The sequence below is a fragment of the Micromonospora sp. NPDC005305 genome, assembly GCF_040607315.1.
Taxonomy (GTDB): domain Bacteria; phylum Actinomycetota; class Actinomycetes; order Mycobacteriales; family Micromonosporaceae; genus Micromonospora.
Window position 1 is genome coordinate 280,166 of the sequence record NZ_JBEXGL010000007.1, and the last position, 23,485, is coordinate 303,650.

20 protein-coding genes are annotated in these 23,485 nt (G+C 72.6%); 8 read left to right on the forward strand and 12 right to left on the reverse strand.

Annotation, left to right across the window (positions count from 1 at the left end; genetic code table 11):
- The first annotated feature begins 94 nt into the window (after positions 1 to 94).
- Together ABZS80_RS15125 and ABZS80_RS15130 are read left to right on the forward strand one after the other, a co-directional pair.
- On the forward strand, positions 95 to 805 hold the full coding sequence (locus ABZS80_RS15125) for a M23 family metallopeptidase (protein ID WP_151464658.1): 711 nt from the start codon (positions 95 to 97) through the stop codon (positions 803 to 805).
- Positions 806 to 1,055: 250 nt separating this feature from the next.
- Complete coding sequence (locus ABZS80_RS15130) at positions 1,056 to 1,832, forward strand: M23 family metallopeptidase (protein WP_355056241.1); 777 nt, start codon at positions 1,056 to 1,058, stop codon at positions 1,830 to 1,832.
- Between the two features lie 60 nt (positions 1,833 to 1,892).
- On the opposite strand, the gene pcrA is transcribed toward ABZS80_RS15130, so the two are convergent.
- A complete protein-coding gene (gene pcrA / locus ABZS80_RS15135; RefSeq protein ID WP_355056308.1) occupies positions 1,893 to 4,256 on the reverse strand; it encodes a DNA helicase PcrA in 2,364 nt (787 codons plus the stop codon).
- Between the two features lie 434 nt (positions 4,257 to 4,690).
- On the opposite strand from pcrA, the gene ABZS80_RS15140 reads away from it, so the two are divergent.
- Positions 4,691 to 5,044, forward strand: coding sequence for a chorismate mutase (locus ABZS80_RS15140; RefSeq protein WP_151464661.1), 354 nt, complete (start codon positions 4,691 to 4,693; stop codon positions 5,042 to 5,044).
- An 83-nt stretch (positions 5,045 to 5,127) separates the two neighbouring features.
- Here ABZS80_RS15140 and ABZS80_RS15145 read toward each other — a convergent pair whose 3' ends face one another.
- The 5 genes from ABZS80_RS15145 to ABZS80_RS15165 all read right to left on the reverse strand — a co-directional run bounded on the left by ABZS80_RS15145 (position 5,128) and on the right by ABZS80_RS15165 (position 10,886).
- A complete protein-coding gene (locus ABZS80_RS15145) occupies positions 5,128 to 6,144 on the reverse strand; it encodes a dipeptide ABC transporter ATP-binding protein (protein WP_151464662.1) in 1,017 nt (338 codons plus the stop codon).
- A complete protein-coding gene (locus ABZS80_RS15150; protein WP_151464668.1) occupies positions 6,137 to 7,165 on the reverse strand; it encodes an ABC transporter ATP-binding protein in 1,029 nt (342 codons plus the stop codon). Before ABZS80_RS15150 ends, ABZS80_RS15145 begins: the two co-directional genes overlap by 8 nt.
- 25 nt (positions 7,166 to 7,190) lie before the next feature.
- A complete protein-coding gene (locus ABZS80_RS15155) occupies positions 7,191 to 8,177 on the reverse strand; it encodes an ABC transporter permease (protein ID WP_355056242.1) in 987 nt (328 codons plus the stop codon).
- The gene (locus ABZS80_RS15160; RefSeq protein WP_355056243.1) at positions 8,170 to 9,096 is read right to left on the reverse strand and encodes an ABC transporter permease; all 927 of its coding nucleotides are present in this window, start codon (positions 9,094 to 9,096) and stop codon (positions 8,170 to 8,172) included. Before ABZS80_RS15160 ends, ABZS80_RS15155 begins: the two co-directional genes overlap by 8 nt.
- A gap of 146 nt (positions 9,097 to 9,242) precedes the next feature.
- Positions 9,243 to 10,886 carry an ABC transporter substrate-binding protein gene (locus tag ABZS80_RS15165; protein WP_355056244.1) on the reverse strand — a complete coding sequence of 548 codons (1,644 nt, stop codon included), beginning with the start codon at positions 10,884 to 10,886 and terminating at the stop codon, positions 9,243 to 9,245.
- A 429-nt stretch (positions 10,887 to 11,315) separates the two neighbouring features.
- Between ABZS80_RS15165 and ABZS80_RS15170 the strand changes: the two genes are divergently transcribed.
- Positions 11,316 to 12,053, forward strand: coding sequence for a PIG-L deacetylase family protein (locus tag ABZS80_RS15170; RefSeq protein WP_355056245.1), 738 nt, complete (start codon positions 11,316 to 11,318; stop codon positions 12,051 to 12,053).
- Positions 12,054 to 12,081: 28 nt separating this feature from the next.
- Here the strand turns inward: ABZS80_RS15170 and ABZS80_RS15175 are convergent, their stop codons facing one another.
- A complete protein-coding gene (locus ABZS80_RS15175) occupies positions 12,082 to 12,762 on the reverse strand; it encodes a response regulator transcription factor (RefSeq protein ID WP_151464666.1) in 681 nt (226 codons plus the stop codon).
- 2 nt (positions 12,763 to 12,764) lie between these two features.
- Complete coding sequence (locus tag ABZS80_RS15180) at positions 12,765 to 14,006, reverse strand: PspC domain-containing protein (RefSeq protein ID WP_355056309.1); 1,242 nt, start codon at positions 14,004 to 14,006, stop codon at positions 12,765 to 12,767.
- Positions 14,007 to 14,195: 189 nt separating this feature from the next.
- On the opposite strand from ABZS80_RS15180, the gene ABZS80_RS15185 reads away from it, so the two are divergent.
- The 3 genes from ABZS80_RS15185 to ABZS80_RS15195 all read left to right on the forward strand — a co-directional run bounded on the left by ABZS80_RS15185 (position 14,196) and on the right by ABZS80_RS15195 (position 18,014).
- Positions 14,196 to 16,022 carry a PspC domain-containing protein gene (locus tag ABZS80_RS15185; protein ID WP_355056246.1) on the forward strand — a complete coding sequence of 609 codons (1,827 nt, stop codon included), beginning with the start codon at positions 14,196 to 14,198 and terminating at the stop codon, positions 16,020 to 16,022.
- The gene (locus ABZS80_RS15190; protein ID WP_355056312.1) at positions 16,019 to 16,594 is read left to right on the forward strand and encodes a hypothetical protein; all 576 of its coding nucleotides are present in this window, start codon (positions 16,019 to 16,021) and stop codon (positions 16,592 to 16,594) included. The genes ABZS80_RS15185 and ABZS80_RS15190 overlap by 4 nt, the downstream gene beginning before the upstream one ends.
- 172 nt (positions 16,595 to 16,766) lie before the next feature.
- Positions 16,767 to 18,014 (forward strand): phosphatidylserine decarboxylase, encoded by a 1,248-nt coding sequence (locus tag ABZS80_RS15195; RefSeq protein ID WP_355056247.1) that lies wholly within the window; start codon positions 16,767 to 16,769, stop codon positions 18,012 to 18,014.
- 57 nt (positions 18,015 to 18,071) lie between these two features.
- Here ABZS80_RS15195 and ABZS80_RS15200 read toward each other — a convergent pair whose 3' ends face one another.
- From ABZS80_RS15200 to ABZS80_RS15210, 3 genes are all read right to left on the reverse strand, one after another.
- Positions 18,072 to 19,010 carry a CDP-alcohol phosphatidyltransferase family protein gene (locus ABZS80_RS15200; RefSeq protein WP_355056248.1) on the reverse strand — a complete coding sequence of 313 codons (939 nt, stop codon included), beginning with the start codon at positions 19,008 to 19,010 and terminating at the stop codon, positions 18,072 to 18,074.
- A 344-nt stretch (positions 19,011 to 19,354) separates the two neighbouring features.
- Entirely contained in the window at positions 19,355 to 20,266 is a 912-nt protein-coding gene (locus tag ABZS80_RS15205) for an NUDIX domain-containing protein (RefSeq protein WP_355056310.1), read from the reverse strand.
- Between the two features lie 143 nt (positions 20,267 to 20,409).
- Positions 20,410 to 21,357, reverse strand: a complete 948-nt coding sequence (locus ABZS80_RS15210) for an NUDIX domain-containing protein (protein WP_355056249.1) — start codon at positions 21,355 to 21,357, stop codon at positions 20,410 to 20,412.
- A gap of 144 nt (positions 21,358 to 21,501) precedes the next feature.
- On the opposite strand from ABZS80_RS15210, the gene ABZS80_RS15215 reads away from it, so the two are divergent.
- On the forward strand, positions 21,502 to 21,864 hold the full coding sequence (locus tag ABZS80_RS15215) for a PspC domain-containing protein (protein ID WP_355056250.1): 363 nt from the start codon (positions 21,502 to 21,504) through the stop codon (positions 21,862 to 21,864).
- Positions 21,865 to 21,871: 7 nt separating this feature from the next.
- On the opposite strand, the gene guaA is transcribed toward ABZS80_RS15215, so the two are convergent.
- Positions 21,872 to 23,425: a glutamine-hydrolyzing GMP synthase gene (gene guaA, locus ABZS80_RS15220; protein WP_355056251.1), complete on the reverse strand. Its 1,554-nt coding sequence runs from the start codon at positions 23,423 to 23,425 to the stop codon at positions 21,872 to 21,874.
- Positions 23,426 to 23,485 lie beyond the last annotated feature (60 nt).

Below are 23,485 nucleotides of genomic sequence, written 5' to 3' on the forward strand. Positions count from 1 at the left end.
TCCACGGACGGGTGATGACGCGACACCGGAGGTTCGGCGGAGCTTCACCGAACGGTCCGAGGTCGCATCGGATCCCCGACAACGGAGGGTGTGCGTGCGCCAGCGCCTGTCGTCTGAGCCCGATAGATATCGCGGCCGCCGCCGCGTACCCACCCCCCCGCGGAGCCGCTACGCGGCGGTCGTGACCACCGCCTTCGTGGGCGCCGGCATCGTCGCCCTCGGCGCGAACGCCCTCCCCGACGCCAAGAGCGTCAGCCCGTCGGTCCTCGACGAGCTCAAGCAGGCCTCGATCACCAGCCAGGACGCCGCGGCCCGGGCCGACAGCGCGGACCGCGCCACCCGTGACGACCGCGCCGGCAAGACCGCCGCCGAGCAGGACACCTGGCTGCTCCCCCTGCACGGCTACGACTTCCAGTCGCCCTACGGCATGCGCTGGGGCAAGCTGCACACCGGCATCGACCTGGTGGCCCCCGAGGGCACGCCCTACCGGGCGATCCACGACGGCCAGGTCACCAAGGCCGGTTGGTTCGGCGGCTACGGCTACGCGGTGATCGTCCAGCACGCGGACGGCAGCGAGGCCATCTACGGCCACTCCTCGGCGGTGTCCGTCAAGGAGGGGCAGCAGGTGAAGGCGGGCGACCAGCTCGGCCTGGTCGGCAACACCGGCCACTCCTACGGTTCGCACCTGCACCTGGAGATTCATGTCAACGGCCAGCCGCTGGACCCGGTGCCGTGGCTCAAGGACCGCGGAGTGGACATCCAGCTCGAAGTCGAGGCAATCTACAGCGAGGTAGCCGCCTCCTGACGCTCCGCATCGCCCGTTGACCGCCCGGATCAGTCGATCCGGGCGGTTTCGTCTGCGGCGAAGTCTGCTGGGTCACAGCGACAAATGTGGGCGGCGCCACCGCTGCACATGATCCTTTTCGGCAGTAAACCGCCCGAGTTGGCGGAAACCCGGGCAGGTGGTGCCACGCGCCTCGCGGGTCCTCCGGAACCCCGTACCGGGCGCACCACCGGCCGACACCAGTATTTCGAGGTCACGTGCCCCTCGACTGATGAAGGTTTCCGTGCAGGAAGACAGCTCCATCCAGAACGAGAACACCCCGGACATCGCTCCCGCCCGGCACCGGCGCCAGCGCCCGGTCCGGCGTACCGCATATGTCGTCGTCGGCGCGGTGGCCCTGCTGGGCCTCGGCGTCGGGGGCGTCTCCGTCGCCGCCGCCGACCGCGGTGCCCCGACCCCCGCCGCGGTCGACTTCGACGCCCAGGCGCGCGCTGAGGCTGCCGCCCGCGCCGACCGCTCGGCCCGCGAGTCGACCGCCCCGGTCATCCCCTCGGCCACCGCGTCGCCGAGCCCGAGCGCGGCCAGCCCGAAGCCGGCGAAGACCGCCCCGGCCAAGCCGAAGCCGAAGAAGACCACCAAGCCGAAGCCGGCCTGGGTCATCCCGATGAAGGGCGCCGGGATCACCTCCTGCTACGGGCAGCGGTGGGGCACCCTGCACGCCGGCATCGACTTCGCCATGCCGGCGGGCACACCGATCCATGCCGCCGCGGCGGGCACCGTGGTCAAGGCCGGCGACGTCGGCGACGGCTACGGCAACTCGGTCTTCATCGACCACGCCAACGGCTACCTGACCCACTACGCCCACCAGAGCCGGCTGATCGTCGGCGTCGGCGACAAGGTGAAGGCCGGCCAGGTCATCGGCTACGAGGGCGCCACCGGTGACGCCACCGGCCCGCACCTGCACTTCGAGGTGCACAAGGGCGCCATGTGGAACCAGATCGACCCGGCGCCGTTCCTGCGTGCCCGGGGCATCGACGTGGCCTGCTGACGGCCATGGCACGAGGGAGGGGCCCGGTCCGGCAGGTCGCCGGGCCGGGCCCCACTCAACTCAGAGCTTGTCGATGGGGGCGTGCCGGAGGACCAGCCACATGGTCTGGTCGCCGAAGTCGATCTGCGCCCGGGCGCCCGGACCGTGCCCCTCCACCGCCAGCACCCGGCCGAGGCCGTAGCGCTGGTGGTTGACCCGGTCGCCCACCGAGACCTTGGGGGCCTGCTTCAGCTCGCTCGCGGTGGCCAGCCGGGTGGCGTCCACCCCGAGCCGCTTGGCCAGCTCGGTCGCCTTCGGCGTCCCCCCGGTGAAGCCGCCCCGGCCGCCGGGCACCCGGTCCGCCCGGCCGCCGACGCCGCCGCCCCCGCCGGCCCACGAGGTGTACGACCCCTCGGTGCGCTCCCAGCGGACCAGCTCGGTCGGCAGCTCCTCCAGGAAGCGCGACGGCGGGTTGTAGGCCGGTGCGCCCCAGGCGGAGCGGGTGACCGCCCGGGACAGGTAGAGGCGCTGCCGGGCACGGGTGATGCCCACGTAGGCCAGCCGCCGCTCCTCCTCCAGCTCGCGGGTGTCGCCCAGCGACCGCAGGTGTGGGAAGACGCCGTCCTCCAGGCCGCTGAGGAACACCACCGGGAACTCCAGCCCCTTGGCGGTGTGCAGCGTCATGAGGGTCACCACGCCCTGGTGGTCCGGGTCGTCGGAGGGGATCTGGTCGGCGTCGGCGACGAGCGCCACCTGCTCCAGGAAACCGGCCAGGGTGGCCCGCTCGTCCTCCTCGCCCAGCGCCTCGATCCGCTCGGTGTACTCCCGGGCGACGCTGACCAGTTCCTGGAGGTTGTCCACCCGGCCGGCGTCCTGCGGGTCGAGGCTCTCCTCCAGCTCGGCCAGGTAGCCCGAGCGGGTCAGCAGGGCCTCCAGCACCTCCTCCGGGGTGCCGGTGGCGGCCAGCTCTCGGGCCTCGTCGAGCAGCGCGACGAATTCGGCGATGCCGTTGGCGGCCCGGGTGGAGATCCCCGGGGCGTCCTTGGCCCGGCGCAGCGCGGCGCCGAAGGAGATGCGGTCCCGGCCGGCCAGCGCCTCCACGCACGCCTCGGCGCGCTCGCCGATGCCGCGACGGGGGGTGTTGAGGATCCGGCGCAGGCTGACCGTGTCGTCGTCGTTGACCACCGCGCGCAGGTAGGCCAGCGCGTCACGGACCTCCTTGCGCTCGTAGAAGCGCACCCCGCCGACCACCTTGTAGGGCAGGCCGACCCGGATGAACACCTCCTCGAAGACGCGGGACATCGCGTTGGTGCGGTAGAAGACGGCCACGTCGCCCGGGCGGGTGTCGCCGGCGTCGACCAGCCGGTCGATCTCCCGGGCCACCCAGTCCGCCTCGGCGTGCTCGGTGTCGGCCACGTAGCCGACGATCTGCTCGCCCGCCCCGGCGTCGCTCCACAGCCGCTTGGGCTTGCGGGAGGTGTTCCGGTCGATCACGGCGTTGGCGGCGTTGAGGATGGTCTGGGTGGAGCGGTAGTTCTGCTCCAGCAGGATCGTCCGGGCGTCGGTGAAGTCGCGCTCGAACTCCAGGATGTTGCGGATGGTGGCGCCGCGGAACGCGTAGATCGACTGGTCGGCGTCACCGACCACGCAGAGCTCGGCCGGCGGGATGCCCTCGGTGCCGGAGACCAGCTCCTTGATCAGCACGTACTGGGCGTGGTTGGTGTCCTGGTACTCGTCGACCAACACGTGCCGGAACCGGCGCCGGTAGCTCTCGGCGACGTGCGGGTGCGACTGGAGCAGGTGCACCGTCGTCATGATCAGGTCGTCGAAGTCCAGCGCGTGCGCCTCACGCAACCGCCGCTGGTAGAGCGTGTAGGCCTCGGCCAGCGCCCGCTCGTTGGGGCCCTTGGCCCGGCCCGCGAACTCCTCCGGGTCGACCAGCTCGTTCTTCAGGTTGGAGACCTGGGCGGCCAGACCCCGCGCCGGGTAGCGCTTCGGGTCCAGGTCCAGCTCGCGGGCGACCAACTGCATGAGCCGGCGGGAGTCGTCGGCGTCGTAGATCGAGAAGGTGGACTTGAGGCCGGCGTGCTCGTGCTCGGCGCGCAGGATCCGGACGCAGGCCGAGTGGAAGGTCGAGACCCACATCAACCGGGCCCGCGGGCCGACCAGGGCGGCCACCCGCTCCTTCATCTCGCCGGCGGCCTTGTTGGTGAAGGTGATCGCGATGATCTCGCCGGGATGCACGTCCCGCGCGGCGAGCAGGTAGGCGATCCGGTTGGTCAGCACCCGGGTCTTGCCGGAGCCGGCGCCGGCCACGATGAGCAGCGGGGACCCCGCGTGGGTGACCGCGTCCCGCTGGGGCCCGTTCAGGCCGGCGAGGAGGGCCTGCGGATCCGGCCGGGACGACGGCTTCGGGTCGCGGCGCGGCGACCGACCGGCGTTCATCCGGTCCGGAGCGCCGCCCAGCGGCGCGGAGGCCGGATCAGGGCCGCCGGCCGGGCCGGAGTCGTCGGACCGGGGCCGGTGCGGCGGGGTCGCACGGGCCTCCGGCGCGGGCGGGGACGCGGGAATGTCGAAGAGAGGATGCATCGCACCGGAAGTCTATGCCGACCGCCGGACACTTCCGGCCCGCGCGGCCCCGACGGGACGGCGGCGTCACGTCCCACCTGTTGGCGGGTTTCCTTGCGCGTGCGGCCCGCGGGTCGGCATACTCGACGGCGTGTTCGATCAGCGCTTCTACTTTTACTACGGCACCGGGAGTCCGGCAGCCGTAGGTCGCGCCTGATCACAGACCTACGAAAAGCCCCGGGCTCCTGGAGCCCGGGGCTTTTCCGTCCCGGGATCCGGGTACCGGGCCCGAGACCCCGAGGGGTACGACGATGATGACTGACGTGGTGGAGTCCAGCGGCAGCCTGGCGCCGCACGACCGGCCCGCCGGCGGTGACCCGACCGGGGCCGCGGCGGCCCGGACCGGCACCGACGACTCGGCGGCGGCCGAGCGGATCAGCGGGATCCGGGAGCGGATCGACGAGATCGACCGCACCATCATCGCGCTCTGGCAGGAGCGGGCCGCGCTGTCCCAGGAGGTCGGGGCCACCCGGATGGCCTCCGGCGGCACCCGGCTCGTGCTCTCCCGGGAGCGGGAGATCCTGGAGCGGTTCCGCGAGGCGCTCGGCGCGGACGGCACCCAGCTCGCGCTCCTGCTGCTGCGCGCCGGCCGCGGACCGCTGTGAGGGGTCCCGGCCGTGCGGGCTCGCCGGAAACGACGAACCGCCTGCCGGCGTCGAGCTGACGCCGGCAGGCGGTCCGGGGTGGTTCAGGCCGCCTCGTGGGTGACGACGATCTCCCGCTTCTCCGCGAAGTGGCAGGCGCTCGGGTGGTCCGAGCCCGGCCGGATCTGGAGCAGCGGCACCTCCTGGGCGCAGACGTCCTGTGCCTTCCAGCACCGGGTGCGGAACCGGCAGCCCGAGGGCGGGCTGACCGGCGAGGGGACGTCACCCTGGAGCCGGATGATCGCCTTGCTCTCCCGCACGGTCGGGTCGGGCACCGGCACCGCCGACAGCAGCGCCTGGGTGTACGGGTGGGTGGGCCGCTCGTAGATCTCGTCCTCGGTGCCGACCTCCACCATCTTGCCCAGGTACATGACGGCGACCCGGTCGGAGAGGTGACGCACGACCGACAGGTCGTGGGCGATGAAGACGTACGAGAGGCCGAACTCGGCCTGGAGCTTCTCCAGCAGGTTCATCACCTGCGCCTGGATCGACACGTCCAGGGCCGACACCGGCTCGTCGCAGACGATGACCTCGGGCCGCAGGGCGAGCGCCCGGGCGATGCCGATGCGCTGCCGCTGGCCGCCGGAGAACTGGTGCGGGTAGCGGTTGATGTGCTCCGGGTTGAGGCCGACCAGGTCGAGCAGCTCCTTGACCTTGTCCCGGCGGGACCGCTTCGGGGCCACCTCGGGGTGGATCTCGAAGGGCTCGCCGATCAGGTCGCCGACCGTCATGCGCGGGTTCAGCGAGGTGTACGGGTCCTGCATCACCAGCTGGATCTGCCGGCGCAGGCGCCGCAGCGCGCCACCGGAGAGCTTGGAGATGTCCTGGCCCTTGTAGAGCACCTGGCCGGCGGTCGGCTTCTCCAGGTTCATGAGCACCCGGGCCAGCGTCGACTTGCCGCAACCGGACTCGCCGACCACGCCGAGGGTCTCGCCGGCCTTCAGGTCGAAGGAGACGCCGTCGACCGCCTTGACCTGACCGATGGTCTTCTTGAACACGATGCCCCGGGTCACCGGGTAGTGCTTGACCAGGTCACGGACCTCGATGATGTTCTCAGTCACGGTTCACGAGCTCCTCGGCGAAGTGGCAGGCGCTGGCCCGGCCTCGGCCCAACTGCAGCAGCGGGGGCACGTTCTCCCGGCACACCGGCTGCGCCATGGGGCAGCGCGGGTTGAAGGCGCAGCCCGGCGGGATGTTCATCAGGTTCGGCGGGAGCCCCTTGATGGTGCGGAGCTCCTGCCCCTTCTCGTCCATCCGCGGGATCGAGTTGAGCAGGCCGAGGGTGTACGGGTGCGCCGGCTTGGCGTACAGGTCGTACACGTCGGCTTCCTCGACGATCCGGCCGGCGTACATGACCGCGATCCGGTCCGCGACGTCGGCGACCACGCCGAGGTCGTGGGTGATCAGGATCATGCCCATCTGCCGCTCCCGCTGGAGCTCGCCGAGCAGGTCCATGATCTGGGCCTGCACGGTCACGTCCAGCGCGGTGGTCGGCTCGTCGGCGATCAGCACCTCGGGGTCGAGCGCCAGCGACATGGCGATCATGGCGCGCTGCCGCATACCACCCGAGAACTGGTGCGGGTAGTTGCTGTACCGGCCCTTGGCGTTCGGGATCTTGACCTGGTCGAGCATCTCGATCGCGCGCTTCTTGGCGTCCGAGCGGCTCATGCCGCGCCGGATGCGGAACTGCTCGGCGATCTGGAAGCCGACGGTGAAAACCGGGTTGAGGGCGGAGAGCGAGTCCTGGAAGATCATCGCAATGCCTTCGCCCCGGATCCGGCGCCGCTGCTCGGCGGACATCTTGAGCATGTCCTTGCCGTGGAAGCGGACCTGGCCCCCGGTGACGAAGCCGGGCGGGGTGTCGAGGATGCCCATGATGGTCTGCGCGGTGACGCTCTTGCCGGAACCCGACTCGCCGAGCACGGCGAGGGTCTCCCCCGCGTCGACGTGGTACGTCACCCCGTTGATGACCTTGGCGACACCGTCCCGGGTGCGGAACTCCACCCGCAGGTCGTCGACCTCGAGCAGGCGGCCCGAGGGGCGGCCGGATCCGTCGGCGCCCGGCGCGGACTGCTCGGTCACGAGAATGTCGGACAACTCAGTTCCCCTATCGGAGCTTCGGGTCGAGGGCCTCGCGGACCGCCTCGCCGAGCATGACGAAACTCAGCACGGCGGCGACGAGGAACGCGGAGGGGAAGAACAGCAGGAACGGCGAGACCCGGATGTAGTTCTGCGCCTCGCTGATCATGATGCCCCAGGAGACCACCGGGCTCTTCAGGCCGATGCCCAGGAAGGACAGCGTGGCCTCCGCGCCGATGAACGAGCCGACCATGATCGTGCCGTAGACCAGGAGCGGAGCCAGGCAGTTCGGCAGCAGGTGCTTGAGGATGATCCGGCCGGTGCCGGCACCCAGCGCCCGGGCCGCGACGATGTAGTCCGCCTCCTTGGTGGCGAGCACCGAGGAGCGCATCAGCCGCATGACGACCGGCCAGCTCAGCACGACCAGAGACATGATCACCAGGCCCATGATCGTCCACTCGCCGTTGTCGGTGCCGGACCCGTTGAACGTGGTCAGGATGACGATCGAGCCGAGCACGAACGGCAGGCCGAAGAAGATGTCCGCGATCCGGGAGAGCAGCGCGTCCACCCAGCCACCGCGGTAGCCGGCGATGATGCCCATGGTGCCGCCGATCAGCAGCGTGCCGATCACGGAGAGCAGCGCCACCACGATGGAGGCGCGGGCACCGTAGATCGTCCGGGCGTAGACGTCCCGGCCCTGCACGTCGTAGCCGAACCAGGCGTCGCCCGACGGCTCGACCCGGCTGCGCGACAGTGCGCCGTTGACCGGGTCGTCGGAGGTGAACAGCTGCGGGAACGCGGCCATCACGATGAACAGCAGGATGAAGGCCGCCGAGATCCAGAACAGCGGCTTGCGGCGCAGGTCCCGCCAGGCGTCGGCGAGCAGGCCGCGCGGCTTCTGCTGCTTCTGCGCGCCCTCGGGCAGGCCGGCGTTGACGGGCGCGCCGGACCCGGCCTCGGTCGGCATGGTCGCGGGCGGCGTCGAGACGATCGACGCGGTACTCGGGTCACTCATAGCGGATCCTCGGGTCCAGGGCGGCGTAGAGCAGGTCCACCAGCAGGTTCATCACGAGATAGACGACCACCAGCACCACCACGATGCCGACAACGGTAGCGCTCTCCTTGGTGACGATCGCCCGGAGCACCTGGCGACCGATGCCGTTGATGCCGAAGATGCCCTCGGTGATGATGGCGCCACCCATGAGGGCGCCGAGGTCGGTGCCGAGCAGGGTGACCACCGGGATGAGCGAGTTGCGCAGCAGGTGCACGCCGACGACCCGGCGCATGGGGAGGCCCTTCGCGATGGCGGTACGGACGTAGTCCGCGCGACGGTTCTCCGCGATGCTCGTCCGGGCCACCCGCGCGATGTACGCCGACGAGGCGCTGCCCAGCACGAAGCCCGGCACGATCAGCTCGCTGAACCGCATCTCGTTGGAGACGGTCGGGGTGATGATGCCCCACTTGACCCCGAGGAACCACTGGAGCACGAAGCCGATGACGAAGACCGGCAGCGCGATCACGAAGAGCGACGAGACGAGGACCAGGTTGTCCAGGAAGCCGTTGCGCCGGAGACCGGTCAGGACGCCCGCGCCGAGGCCGATGATGGCCTCGATGGCGAGCGCGACGACCGCCAGCTTCAGGGTGTTCGGGTAGGACGTGGCGATGATGTCGCTGATCTCGCGACCGCCGAACGTGATACCGAAGTCGCCCTGGAAAAGGTTCTTCATGTAGCTGGCGTACTGCACCCAGATCGAATCGTCGAGATGGTACTTCTCGGTCATCATGGCCCGGTAGTTCGGCGGGCAACCGCGGTCGCCGCACTTGCCGGCGAAGGGGTCGCCGGGAACCGACCAGACGAGCCAGTAGATCAGGAAGGTCGTGCCGATGAACACCGGCACGAGTTGCAGCAGCCGTCTCACCAGATAACGGCCCATGGGGTGGTCCTCCAGACAGGGGGCGCGTCGGACGGCCGACACGGATGGTGACAACGTGCGAGGGGTTTGTTGTACACCTCCTCGCGGAACGGCCCCGGGTCGGGCTCACCTGTAGGCGAGCCCGACCCGGGGTCAAACCGTTCGGATCAGAGCTCGACCGAGGTGATGTCGAGCTCGCCGACGTTGCTCAGCTCAATCTTCTTGATCTTCTCCGAGTGGCCCGACTGCTCGCCGCTGAAGTAGATCGGCACCGTCGGGACGTCCTGGTCGATCAGCTTGACGGCCTCGGCGAACTTCTTGTGGGCCTCCTCGAGGCTGGGGGCCGCGGAGGCCTCCTTGGCGAGGGCGTCCACCTGCGGGTTGCTGTACTTGCCGTCGTTCGAGGAGCCACCGGTGACGTAGAGCGGGTTGATCCAGTTCTCCACGTCCGGGTAGTCCTGCTGCCAACCGGCGCGGTACATGCCGGTCATCTTGTAGGAGTTGATGTTGGCCCGGAAGACCGCGAAGGTCGGCACACCAACGGCGACGGCGTCGATGCCCAGGTTGGTCTTGATCTGCTGGGCGACGGCCTCCATCCACTCCTTGTGGCTGGCGTCCGCGTTGTACGACAGGGTCAGCTTGCCCTGGAAGCCACCGGCCTGCTGCAGAAGCCGCTTGGCCTCGGTCGGGTCGAACTTGCAGGCGGTGCAGTTGCCCGGCTCGGCGCCCGGGGTCAGCGGGTTGGCCCAGCTGTCGGCCGGCTTGCGGTTACCGAAGAAGATCTTGTCGGTGACCTCCTGCCGGTTGATCGACAGGGAGATGGCGCGACGCAGGTCCTTGTTCTGGAACCGCTTGTCGTAGATCGGGAAGGCGATGATGCCGGACGACGGGATGGTCGTCTGGATCGCGCGCTCGCCCAGGTCGGTCTTCCACTTGTCGCCGGCCAGCGAGGAGACCGGGACCTGCTGCTGGAAGTCCAGGTTGCCGGCGAGCAGGTCGTTGTAGGCCGCCGTGTCGTCCTGGTAGATCTTGACGGTGACGTCCTTGATCTTCATCTTGTCGCGCAGGCTGTAGTCGTCGAAGCGGGTGAGCTTCAGCTCGACGTCGTCCTGCCAGGAGACGAGCTTGACCGGGCCGTTACCGATCGGCTTCTTGCCGAACTCCGCCGGGGTGGTGGCGAAGAAGGCGTCGGGCAGCGGCATGAAGGCGCTGTAGCCGAGCTTGGTCGGGAACACGGCGGTCGGCGCGGAGAGCGTGACCTCGAAGTTCCAGTCGTCGATGACCTTGAGGCCGGAGAGCTCCTTGGCCTTCGGCTCCTCGGGCTTCTTCGGGCCGTCCGGGCCGTCCGGGTCCTCGGTGTAGGTGTCGGCGAAGCCCTGGATGTCGGAGAAGAACGAGGCGTTCTGCGCGCCGTTCGGGCCGTACGCCGCCCAGTTCCAGGCCTTGACGAAGCTCTCGGCCTTGACGGTGGTGCCGTCGTGGAACTTGGTGTTCTGCTTGATCTTGATCTTGAAGACCTTCGAGTCGCTCGTCTCGATCGACTCGGCCAGCAGGTTCTGCGGCGCCCCACCGTTGTTGGGGTACTCGACCAGGCCACTCCAGACCCAGTCGATGATCTTGCCGCCACCGGTCTCGGTGGTGTTCGCCGGAACCAGGGGGTTCTCCGGCTGGGTGCCGTCGATGACGATCGCGCCGTCCTTGCTGGCGCTGGCGTCGCCGCCGTCGTCGTTGCCGCTGGAGCAGCCGGACGCGACGAGCGCGAGTGCCGCGCCCACCGCGAGCGCGCCGCTCGCCCGCTTCGAGACTCTCATTCCGAGGGGCCTCCTCTTTCTAACCTGGTTCCGTCGTGAGTTTCACGCACGTGTGGGGGGTGACACCGCCGGCGGCCCGAACCGCAGGTCGCCGGTTTACCGCGAGGAAATCGGGACACCCCAGGGGTACCGATCCGCCGGGCGCCACACCCTTCGACGAGGACACCGCGCAGGGTCGACGGCCACGCGCCGTCGCGCGGAGGCGGCGTCACGTGGTCGGGGGCCCGACGAGGTGCCTCACACCGGGGGGTGAGGTGTTGCCACTGTGACACCCACTGGCCCTTTGCGTGAAGGTGCCGTTATCAAGCCGTTAGTTGGTCGCCACGTTGCCGATACTTGAGAAAAGATCATGAAAGGCGTGGATCGGACCGCTCTGAACAGGTAAGACACGGCCAGACGGGGCGAGACCACCCGCGTAGGCTCGGCGCTGTGAGCTTCCCTGCGTCCGCTCCGGCCCTGCCCGACGTCCGTCGCGCCCTCGCAGTTTTTGCCCATCCGGATGATGTCGACTTCGGCTGTGCGGGCACCATAGCCGGCTGGGTGGATGAGGGTATCGAAGTGGCCTACCTCATCGCCACCCGGGGCGACTCGGGCGGCTTCGACGACACGCCGCGCGCGGAGATGCCGGCCCGGCGCGAGGCGGAGCAGCGGTCAGCGGCCGCCGCGGTCGGCGTCCACCGGGTCGACTTCCTCGACGGCCACACCGACGGGATCCTCGGCCCCAGCCTGACGCTGCGCCGGCAGATCAGCGCCGCGATCCGCCGGTTCCGGCCGGACCGGGTGCTGACCAGTTCGCCGCTGCGGCGCTGGGAGCACCTGACCGGCCCGAGCCACCCCGACCACCTGGCCGTCGGCGAGGCCACCACCTGCGCCGTCTACCCCGACTCACGCAACCGCTTCGCGTTCCCGGAACTGCTCGACGAGGGGCTGGAACCGTGGGTGGTCCGGGAGATCTGGTACGCCGGCGGGCCCGGCCCGGACCACGCCGTCGACGTGACCGACCGGATCGACCGCAAGATCGCCGCGATGGAGGCGCACCTGTCCCAGACCGCCCACCTGGACGTGCCGACCTGGATCCGGGACCGGCTCACCACGGTGGCCGACAACGCCGGCCTCCCGCCCGGCCGGCTGGCCGAGGCGTTCACCGTGCTGCGCACCACCGAGTGACGCCCCCGGGCGGGCGCCGCCGGAGCGGTCAGACCAGCCGGCGGTCGGCGGCCCAGCGGGACAGCTCGTAGCGGTTGGACATCTGCAGCTTGCGCAGCACGTTGGAGACGTGCGTCTCGACCGTCTTGATCGAGATGTACAGCTCCCGGGCGATCTCCTTGTACGCGTATCCCCGGGCGAGCAGCCGGAGGACCTCGCGCTCCCGGTTGGTGAGCTGATCCAGCTCGGGGTCGGCCACCGGCGCGTCCGGCCGGGACGCGAAGGCGTCCAGCACGAAGCCGGCCAGCCGCGGGCTGAACACCGCGTCCCCGTCGGCCACCCGCCGGATGGCGTCGGTCAGCTCCTCCGGCGAGATGGTCTTCGTGACGTAGCCCCGGGCACCCGCCCGGATCAGGCCGATCACGTCCTCGGCGGCGTCGGACACGCTCAGCGCGAGGAACCGCACCTGCGGGTGCGTACGCCGCATCGCCTCCAGCACCGCCCGGCCGCCGCCGTCAGGCATGTGCACGTCGAGCAGCACCACGTCGGGCTGCATCGCCGCGATCCGGCTGACCGCCTCCGCCACCGTGCTGGCCTCGCCGACCACCTCGACGCGCGCGCCGAGTTCGGCGCGGACGCCGGCCCGGAACATCGCGTGGTCGTCGACGAGGAACACCCGCAGCCGCCCCTCCCGGGGCGCCGCGCCCTCGACCGGTCCCTGCTCGACCATTGTCATCTGTCCCTTTCCGCCGTGGTGCCCGAGCCGCTGATCGGCAGGATCAGCCGGACCTCGGTCCCCTCTCCCGGCTCGGACCGGATCTCCGCCCGGCCACCGTGCCGCTTCATCCGTCCGATGATCGAACCCCGGACGCCGTGCCGGTGATCCTCCACGGTATCCGGGTCGAAGCCCTTGCCCCGGTCCCGGACGAACGCGCTCACCTGCTCCGGCTCCACCTCGGCGTAGAGCGAGACGGTGTGTACCTCGGCGTGCCGGGCCGCGTTGACCAGCGCCTCCCGGGCCGCGGCGACCAGCGCCCCGACCCGTTCGTCCGTCTCCCGGTCGCCGACCACCACCGTCTCCACGGTGATGGCGAAGGTGTCCTCGACCTCGGCGGCCGCCTGTTCCAGGGCGGCCGCGAAGCGCTCGGTCGGCGAGGCGGTCGGCTTGTAGAGCCAGTTCCGCAGCGACCGCTCCTGGCCCCGGGCCAGCCGTTGCACCGTCTTGACGTCGGCGGCGTTGCGCTGGATCAGGGCGAGGGTGTGCAGCACCTGGTCGTGCACCATGGCGGCCAGCTCAGCCCGCTCCTGCTCCCGGATCCGCCCCTCGCGCTCCGAGCGGAGCTGGTTCCACGTCCGCCAGAGCACCGGACCGGTCACCACGCCCACCCCGGCCAGCCCGACGAGTGCGAAGATGATGCCGTTGAGCACCGCGTCGAAGTTCTGCGCCGGCGAGTAGACCGCCGCCACGCCGATGATGCCCACCGCGACGAGCACCCCGCCGCCGATGAAGCGCAGCACGAACGCACGCCGGTCGCTCTCCTCCACGACCGCGCCCAGCCAGGGCACCGCCATCGAGCCGCCCCACTGCCGGCGGCGCTCGGGCGCGGACTGGTGCCAGATCACGCCGGCGCCGACCGCGATGATGGCGACCAGCCAACCGGCGGTGCCGGCCGCCCCGACCGAGTCGAAGGCGACGACCTGGAGCAGCAGCACGCCCAGCCCGATCGCCACGAAGGGCAGCAGCTGGGCGACGTCGCGGCGGGGTGGGACGGCGGTGTCGCCGGGCCGGAGCGGGACGACCGCCCAGAAGGCCGCATAGAGCAGCAGCCCGAGCCCGCTCAGCCCGAGCAGCACCATGAACGCCACCCGAACCCGGAGCACCGAGATGCCCAGGTGTTCGGCGAGACCGGCGGCCACCCCCGCGGCCAGCCGGTGCTCGGTGGCCCGGTAGAGGCGCGGGGGGTGCGGGGTCACGGTGCTGCTGATCGGAGGCTCCCGGGTCGCGGACGGCGTGCCGGCGGTGGCCGACGAACCGATCGTCACACGTCCGGACCGCCCCGGACCACGGGGACGCCCCGGACATCCTCGGCCCCGGGATCTCAGGGTGGGGTCAGGGTCGGGTCCTGAGGACGCTCGGGCGGCCGGGGCAGCAGGATCGGAGGCATGACCGAGGACGCTGCCCGTCCGCCCCGCCCCGGGGCGGCAGCACAGGACGGGCCACCGCCACCCCCGCCGGGGCCGGCGCCCACCGCCGCCGACGCCACGGCGCCCCCGCCGTTCGGATCCACCCCGCCGCCGGGCCCGCCGCCCACCGGTGGATCGCCGTTCGCCGACCCGCCACCCACCGGGTACGCCCCACCGCCCGGCGCCGCCGGCTTCACCTCCCGGTACGGGCTGGTCCGCCCCCGGGAGGGCCGCTACCTGGCGGGCGTCTGCGCGGCGATCGGCCGGGCCACCAACACCGACCCGGTGCTGTGGCGGGTGCTCCTGGCCGTGCTGGGCTTCTTCGGCGGCATCGGCATCCTGGTCTACGTCACCGCGTGGCTGATCATCCCCGGCGAGGGGGACACCGCCTCGCCGGTGGAGTCGATGCTCGGCCGGGGCCGGTCGAGCATGTCCCCGATCACCGTGATCGTGCTCAGCATCGTGGTCGCGGTCGGCTTCGGCTACGTCGTCACCAACGGTTTCCGGGCGATCCTGCTCGGCGCGGTGATCCTGATCGGCGGCGCGCTGCTGCTCAACCGCGACCAGCGCAACCCGGCCACCCGGACGGCGGCGCCCGGCGCGCCCGCCGGCCCGCCGCCGGGTCCGGTCCCACCGGTGGCCTGGCCGGCGCCGTCGGCCGCCGCGCCCGCTCCCGACGTGCCGGCCGCCGCCGCACCGGTCCCGCCCGCCACCCCGTCGGCGCCCTGGTCCGGCACCCCGTCGGAGGGCGCGCCGGCCCTGTGGTCGAACGAGCCGGCCGGGGCCGCGCCGGCGCCGTGGTCCGGCGAGCCGCCGGTCACCGCCCCGCCGGCCGCCCGGCCCGAGCCGGGATACCCGCCCGCGCCGGTGTCCGCCGCCGGCTGGCCGGCGACGACCGTCGCCCGGCCCGCCTGGTCCGAGCCGGAGCCCACCGGGGCGCGGCCGCCGGCCGTCCCGGGCAGCCGGGCCGCCGAGGCGTGGCCCGGCACCGAGGCGACCGCGGCGTGGTCCGCCGCGCCGACGAGCGGCCGTCCCTACGGCGAGCCCGTCGCCGTGCCGCCGCCCGCCCCGGTGGGCGCGCCGCTGCCGCCGGGCGGCTACCGGCCGCCGTTCGCCCCGCACGGCCCGTACGCCGGGTCGGCCCCGCCCGCCCCGCCGGCGCCGGCCCGCCCGGCCCGGCCGCCGAAGCGGCCGAAGGAGCGCTCCGCCCTCGGCGCGGTCACCTTCTCGCTGATCTTCCTGGCGCTGGGCGTGGTGGCGATGCTCGACCTGCTCGACGTCTTCCCGGTCGGCGCGGCCGGCTACTTCGCCGCGGCGCTGGCCACCATCGGGCTCGGGCTGCTCGTGGGCACCTGGTTCGGCCGGGCCCGCTGGCTGATCGCACTCGGTCTGGTGACGGCGGCGGCGCTGGGCATCGCCACCGTCGCCGACTCCTACGACCGGGTCCGCGGGATCGACGGCAACGTCACCTGGGCCCCGGCGGACTACCGGGACCTGGCCGACCGGTACGAGAACAACTTCGGCGACGCCGTGCTCGACCTGCGCGGGGTCGACTTCGACAAGAAGGACACGCAGGTGACCGTCGAGGTCAACTTCGGCAAGGCCACGGTGGTCGTGCCGCCGAACGTCGACGTCACCACGGTGGCCGACGTGAACGCAGGTGACGCCACCGTCTTCGGCCGGCGGACCGGCGGGCTGAACGGCCGCCAGTGGGAGAACACCGACCTCGGGCCGGACGGGCGCGGCGGCGGCACGCTGCGCCTGCTGGTCCACGTGAACGCCGGAAACCTGGAGGTGACCCGGTGAAGGCTCACCGCACCGACATCGTGTCGTTCGCCTTCGGGCTGGCCTTCCTCGGGCTGTCCGCCTGGTGGCTGTTGGCCCGGATCCTCGGGCTGGCACTGCCCCCGGTGGGCTGGTTCCTGGCCGGCGCGCTGATCCTGATCGGACTGCTCGGGTTGGTCGGCGCGCTGCGTTCCGGCCGGAACCCGGAGCCGGAACCGGCGGCGGCCGCCGTGTCCGCGCCCTACGAGACCGGCACGCCGGCCGGCGAGGCCGGCGCGCCCACCGCCGAGGAGGCGGACGAGTGGGTCACGGACGGCGTGACCGACGCGCCGCTCGCGGCGCGGGAGGACCGTCCCTACGACGCGGAGCCACACTGGTCGCCTGAGGTTCCGGGCGAGCCGGCGACCCGGGAGCTGTCCCCGGTCGAGCCGGCGCCGGAGGGACGTGCGGAGCCCGTGACCCGCGAGCTGCCGGCCGCCGCCGAGCACCCCGACGGCACGGCCGGACCGGCCACCCGCGAGCTGCCGGTGGTCGACGAGGCGGCGGACCGGCCGGGAAGCGGCCCGCGCACCGACGGGGACGGGCCGGGCTGACCGCGACGGTGCGGTCCGGCGACAGCGCCGCCTATGCTGGCTGGTGGAGATCTCGCCTCCGCCGGCCGGCCCACCCGTGGCGCCCCGGTCGCGGCCGGGGCGCCCGGTCGGCCGGGTCGCCCGGGTCGGTTCCGCAGCCGTCCGTCTCTACCTCGTCAGGAGCCCGTCCGAGATGACCCAGTCCCCCGCCGTGCGCGTCACCGGTCCCGCCGGTGCGGTCCGCGTCGGCGAGCGCGCCGCCCGCACCCTCGTGAGTGAGTTCGCCCGGCGCAACGACGCGAAGGCCGGCCTGCTGGTCGGCGCGACCCCGGAGTCCGCGGTGCTGGCCGCGGCGATCGAGGCGCTGCTCCCCGGCGACCGGCTCACGGTCGTGCCGGCGGAGGGCGCCTCCGCGGCCGCGCTCCGCGCGCACGTGACGGCCCAGGGCCGGTGGGTCGCCGACCGGGTACGCGTGGTCGACACCCTCGCCGAGGCCGACGCCGCCGCGGTGGTGATCGCGGCCGAGCCGGTCACCGGCACCGCCGAGGAGGCCCGCACCGCCGTCGACGGGCTGGCGAAGTACCTCGCCGAGGGGGCCGTGCTGAGCGTGGCCGCGCCGCTGTTCCGCACCGAGGGCGCCGGGGCCGAGCTGGACCGGCAGGGGGTGCTGCACGGCATCCGCACCGACCTGGTGCTGCGCAACTCCCCGCCGGTACGCGTGCATCACCTGCGCTCCACTCCGGCGCCGGCCGCGCTGGCCGCATCGCTCTCCCCGGCGTACCGGCCGTCGAGCGTGCCGCTGACCCGGAGCATGCACATCGACTCCAACGGCGTGGCCGCGGCCGGCATCACCCTCGGCCTGGCCGCGCTGGCCCGGGCGGCCCGGCCGAAGTCCAAGCTCTGGCTGCTGCCGGCGCTGGCCGCCGCCCCGGTGGCCGCGTTCTTCCGCGACCCGGAGCGGGACGTGCCGGAGGACCCGTCGGCCGTGGTCGCCTCGGCGGACGGTCAGGTCCTCTCGGTGCAGCGGCTGCACGACGAGCGCTTCGGCGACCAGGAGTGGCTGCGGATCGCGGTCTTCCTGTCCGTGCTGGACGTGCACGTCAACCGCTCGCCGGTCGCCGGCAAGGTGGTCGACTACTTCGTCGCCGACGGCGGTTTCGTCAACGCCATGAAGCCGGACGCCGAGCACAACGTGGCCGCGTACACGGTGCTGGACACCGACCACGGCACCGTGGTGGTGGCGCAGCGGACCGGGCTGATCGCCCGGCGGATCGTGCAGCGGGCGCCGGTGGGCGCGTTGCTGGCCCGGGGCGAGCGTTTCGGTCTGATCCGGTTCGGCTCGCGCACCGACGTCTACCTGCCGGCCGACGCCGCCGAGCCGCTGGTCGGCCCGGGCGACAAGGTGGTCGGCGGGTCGACGGTCATCGCCCGCTGGAGCTGATCCCAGGAACGCGAAAAGGGGCGCCGCTGTCGCGGCGCCCCTTTTCCGTGCTGCGGGTCAGGCGGTGTGGCGCTGGCGCAGCCAGAGCACCGGGCCGCTGACCAGGTAGCCCACCACCACGAGGGCGAAGGTGAGCCGGATGTCGACCAGCGCGCCGATCACCGGGGCCAGCCAGAGCCACGGCGGCAGCTTCACCAGCCGGGCGAGCTTCGCGTAGGGGAAGCTGGAGACCATGGCGAAGGCGAGCAGCGCCACGCCGGCGACCATGACCAGGCCGGAGACCGGCACCCCGATCGCCACGGTCAGGGCCAGCACGGCGGCCGCCATGGTGGTCGGCACGCCGCAGAAGAACCGGCCGTCCTTCGGCGAGACGTTGAACCGGGCGAGCCGGATGGCGGCGCAGGCCGCGACCAGGGCGCAGGCGACCGCGGCGGCCGCCGGCGGCACCGAGCCGGCCAGCGAGGCGTAGACCACGACCGGCGCGGCGAGGCCGAACGAGCACATGTCGGCCAGCGAGTCCATCTGCGCGCCGAACGGGCTGGCCACGTTGAGCTTGCGGGCCAGCGCCCCGTCCAGGCCGTCGAACGCGACGCAGGCGATCAGGCAGAGCGCCGCGACCCGGACCTCGGCCTGCATGGCCAGGAAGATCGCCAGCATGCCGAGCACGAGGCTGCTCAGGGTGCAGGCGTTGACCAGCGCGAACTTCGCCCGGCGGGCGGCGGTGCGCTCGCCCGGCAGCAGCGGGATCGACATGGCCGGCGACTCGTCGACCGGCGTGGCCGGGCCGAGCGCCGGGCTGACCGGCATGACGGCCTCGACCTCGGCGTCGTAGCGGACGGCCTCGACCTCGGCGTCGTACCGCCCGTAGCGGCGACGCTGGCGGTCGGACCAGCGGTGGTCGGGGGTGACCAGGTCGGTCCCGGTGACGGCGGCGCCGTCCCGGCGGCCCACCCGGACCAGCAGCACCTGGCGGGCGAACGTGCTGCTGCGGCGCAACCGGCCCGCCCAGCGACGCCCTGCGGGGCGCGGACTGTCAGTCGTACGACGCCGGCGCCATGGGGCTCTCGGCACGTTTCCTCCATCACCGGATCGGGTGGCCGCCACGCGGGCGGGTGTCCGGCTGTCTCGTGCCGGACCTTTCGGGCCCGGCAGCCCATTTGCGGAGTACACCATTGCACAGGGGATAGGGGGTTGGCGATAGCTGCCGGCGGTACTTATAACTCTCTTAACCGCGCGAACCGCTAGTTATTCCCATCTCGGGCCTCATCGCCCGTTTTCGTCGGCCAATCCCTGCCACCGACTGTACCGGAGGAGGCCCACGGCGGCTCGGTGAGCGGGTGTCAGCTACCCCGATGTCCGGTTGCCCGGGCGGCCACCTCGGTCATCCGCAGGCCGCTGACCTGCTCCGGGGCGAACCAGGCGGCTCGCGCGGTCGAGCCGCCCGCGAGCTCGGTCACCACGGCCTCGGTCGGTGCGTCCACCCGGACGCGATAGATGACCCGTACGCCGTGCCAGTCCAGCGGCCGCCCCTCCGGGCCGAGCGCGGCCGGGTTGTGCATGTTGTCCACGGCCAGCAGGCCGACCACCCGGCCGAGCTGGCCGGCCTCCTCGACCAGTTCGCGGAGCAGGCCGGCGGCGGGCTGCTCGCCGTGGTCGGTGCCACCGCCGGGAAGGTGCCACCGCCCGGCGCCCGGGTAGCCATCGGCGATCATGGTGAGCAGCACCCGCTCGGCCGGGTCGGTGACCAGCCCGTACGCCGCGAAGCGCTGCCGCCGGTCGGCGTCGGGGACGGCCGGCGCGGGGGGCAGCCCCCGGGGCAGGCCCGCCGGCAGGGGCGACACCGGCACCCCGAGCAGTTCGGCCGTGAACGGCATCAGCGGCACGGCCGCGGCCTCGTCCGGGGTGAACCAGCCCAGCTCGTCGCTGCCGCCGGCCGGCTCCGGCCGCAGCTCACCGCCGCGCGCCTCGACGTCGAAGATCAGCCGGTCGGTGTGCACCGCGACACCGTCGGACGGGAAGGCGGCCACGTCGGCGACCGCCGCCCGGATGGCGCCCGCCGCGACGACCAGCCCGGTCTCCTCGGCGAACTCGCGCTCGACGGCCCGCGCCGGGTGCTCGGCGTGCTCGATCCCACCCCCCGGCAACTGCCACACCCCCGGGTACGGACAGCGGTCCGACCCCCGCGCCAACAACACCCGCCCACCCTGGCCCCGGAGCACCCCGTACGCCCCGATCCGCCGCCGCTCCTCCACCCGCACCCGCTCCCCTCGTCCACTCACCCCGTCGATCATGAACTTATTGCCCGCCGGATCGGCGTGTCCTGGCAATAACTTCATGATCACCGAGCGAGGGCCGGGAGGCCCCGGGGGGTGGGGTGGGGTGGGGTGGGGTGGGGTCAGAGCAGGTGGGCGGCGTGGACTGCTTCGGCCGTCACCTCGGTGAGGCGGTCGGTGGGGAGGGCGCCCAGTTCCTCGCGGCGGAACCAACGGGCCTCGCAGGTGGAGCCGCCGACGTCGGCCACGGTGGGCGGAGCGGGCTGGTCGACGACCACGCGGTAGAAGGCGCGGACGCCGTGCCAGTCGATCGGGTAGCCCTCCGGGCCGAGCGAGGCGGCGTCCCGGTGGCTGGCCACCCCGAGCAGCTCGACCAGGCGGCCGGTCTGCCCGGTCTCCTCGACCAGTTCGCGGATCAGCGCGGCGCCCGGCTGCTCGCCGTAGTCGGTGCCGCCGCCGGGCAGGTGCCAGCAGCCGGCGCCCGGGTAGCCGTCGGAGACCCGGGTGAGCAGCACCCGCTCCTCCGGGTCGGTCACCACGGCGTACGCGGCGAAGCGCTGCGCCCGGTGCAGCCCGTCGGGACCGGGGACGGCGTAGAACGAGGGGAACTCGGGCACCTCCTCCGGCACGATGTCGTCGCTGGAGGTGGGCAGGCCCAGGGCGCGCGCCGCGAACGAGCGCAGCGGCAGCTCCCGGGCCTCGTCGAGGGTGAACCAGCGGGCCAGGTCGGTGGGGCGGTCGACCCGGTCGGCGAGCGTCCCACCCCGCACCGAGACCGTGTAGAGCAGCCGGTCGGTGTGGATCGTGATGCCGCGCCCGGGCAGCGCCCGCATGTCGGCGAGGACGTCCTGGAGGGCGGCGACGGCGACCGAGAGGCCGGTCTCGGCGGCGGTCTCCCGGACGACGGTGTGCTTGGGGTCCTCACCGTGGTCGACCGCCCCGCCGGGCAGCGACCACGTGCCGGGGGTGCCGGAGCGCTCCGATGCGCGGACCAGCAACACTCGGCCGTCTGAATCAGCACAAACTGCGTATGCCGCGATCCTGCGGAGCGGCTCCAGCAAGGTGGTCACGGGAGGAAATTCTCCCCGGATGGCGGGACCGGCATCGAAAAGAGTCAGATTCCTGACTCTTTGCTGGCGCCTCAGGGACGGGTCAGGGTAGGAGTCCGGGCGGTCACCGAGGTCGCCCGCCGGACCGCGCGGGACCGTGGAGACATGACCTCCACGAACCCCTCCCAGGCCCCGTACAAGCAGCTCCGCCGGCCGGTCACCGACCGGATGCTCGCCGGCGTCGCCAGCGGCCTCGGCCGCTACTTCGCCGTCGACCCCACCCTCGTGCGGGTGGCCTTCGCGGTGGCCACCCTGCTCACCGGCGGGCTCGCCGCGCTGGCGTACCCGATCATGTGGTTCCTGATGCCCGAGGAGCCGGCGGGCGCGCCCGCCTGGCCGCACCCCCCGGGCACCGCGCCGGGCTGGCCGCCGGTCCCGCCGGCGGCCCCGGGTCCGTACGCGGCGCCGGCCACGCCGGAGCCGGCGCCCCGGCCGACGCCTCAGCCGCCGACGCCGCCGGCGGCCTGACCCGGCGTCACTCCCACTCGATGGTGCCCGGCGGCTTGCTGGTCACGTCCAGGACCACCCGGTTGACCTCGGCGACCTCGTTGGTGATCCGGGTGGAGATCCGGGCCACCACCTCGTAGGGCAGCCGGGACCAGTCGGCGGTCATGGCGTCCTCGCTGGAGACGGGGCGCAGCACCACGGGATGCCCGTAGCTGCGCCCGTCGCCCTGCACGCCGACGCTGCGCACGTCGGCCAGGAGCACCACCGGGAACTGCCAGACGCCCCGGTCGAGGCCGGCCGCGGTGAGCTCCTGCCGGGCGATCAGGTCGGCCCTGCGGAGCACGGCGAGCCGCTCCTCGTCGACCGCGCCGATGATCCGGATGGCCAGGCCCGGGCCGGGGAACGGGTGCCGCCAGACCATCGCCTCGGGCAGCCCCAGTTCCAGGCCGAGCGCGCGGACCTCGTCCTTGAACAGCGTGCGCAGCGGCTCGACCAGGGCGAACTTCAGGTCCTCCGGCAGGCCGCCGACGTTGTGGTGGCTCTTGATGTTGGCGGTGCCGGTGCCGCCGCCGGACTCCACCACGTCCGGGTAGAGGGTGCCCTGCACCAGGAACTCGACGTCGCCGTGCGAGGCGATCTCCCGGGCGGCGGCCTCGAAGACCCGGATGAACTCCCGGCCGATGATCTTGCGCTTCTGCTCGGGGTCGGTCACCCCGGCCAGCGCGCCGAGGAACCGCTCGCGGGCGTCGACCACCTTGAGCTTGATCCCGGTGGCGGCCACGTAGTCCTTCTCCACCTGCTCGGCCTCGCCCGCCCGGAGCAGGCCGTGGTCGACGAAGACGCAGGTGAGCTGGTCGCCGACGGCCTTGTGCACCAGCGCCGCGGCGACCGCCGAGTCGACACCGCCGGACAGGCCGCAGATGACCTCCTTGTCGCCGACCTGCGCCCGGATCCGGGCCACCTGGTCGTCGATGATGTTCTCGGGCGTCCAGGTCGGCTCGATGCCGGCGATGTCGTGCAGGAAGCGGGCCAGCATCTCCTGGCCGTGCGCGGTGTGCCCGACCTCCGGGTGGAACTGCACCCCGGCCCGGCGGCCGGACAGGTCCTCGAACGCGGCGACCGGCGCGCCCGCCGACTCGGCGGTGACCGCGAAGCCGGCCGGCGCCTCGGTGACGCAGTCCCCGTGGCTCATCCACACCGGCAGGTCGTCGGGGAGGTCGCGGAGCAGCACGCCGGCCTCCGGACGGGCGTGCAGCGGCGTGCCGCCGTACTCCCGGTTGCCGGTGCGCGCCACGGTGCCGCCGAGCGCCTGCGCCATGGCCTGGAAGCCGTAGCAGATGCCAAAGACGGGCACCCCGGCGTCGAACATTCCGGCGTCGATCTGCGGGGCGTCGGGCGCGTAGACGCTGGACGGGCCGCCGGACAGGATGATCGCGGCCGGGTTCTTCGCCAGCATCTCGGACACCGGCATCGAATGCGGGACGATCTCCGAGTAGACCTTCGCCTCGCGGACGCGGCGCGCGATGAGCTGGGCGTACTGGGCTCCGAAGTCCACCACGAGGACGGGGCGAGGCGTGCTCATGTGCAGCAACCCTACCGACAGTCACCCCCGGAGCGGGCCGCGCCCCGGTGTGTCGCGCGC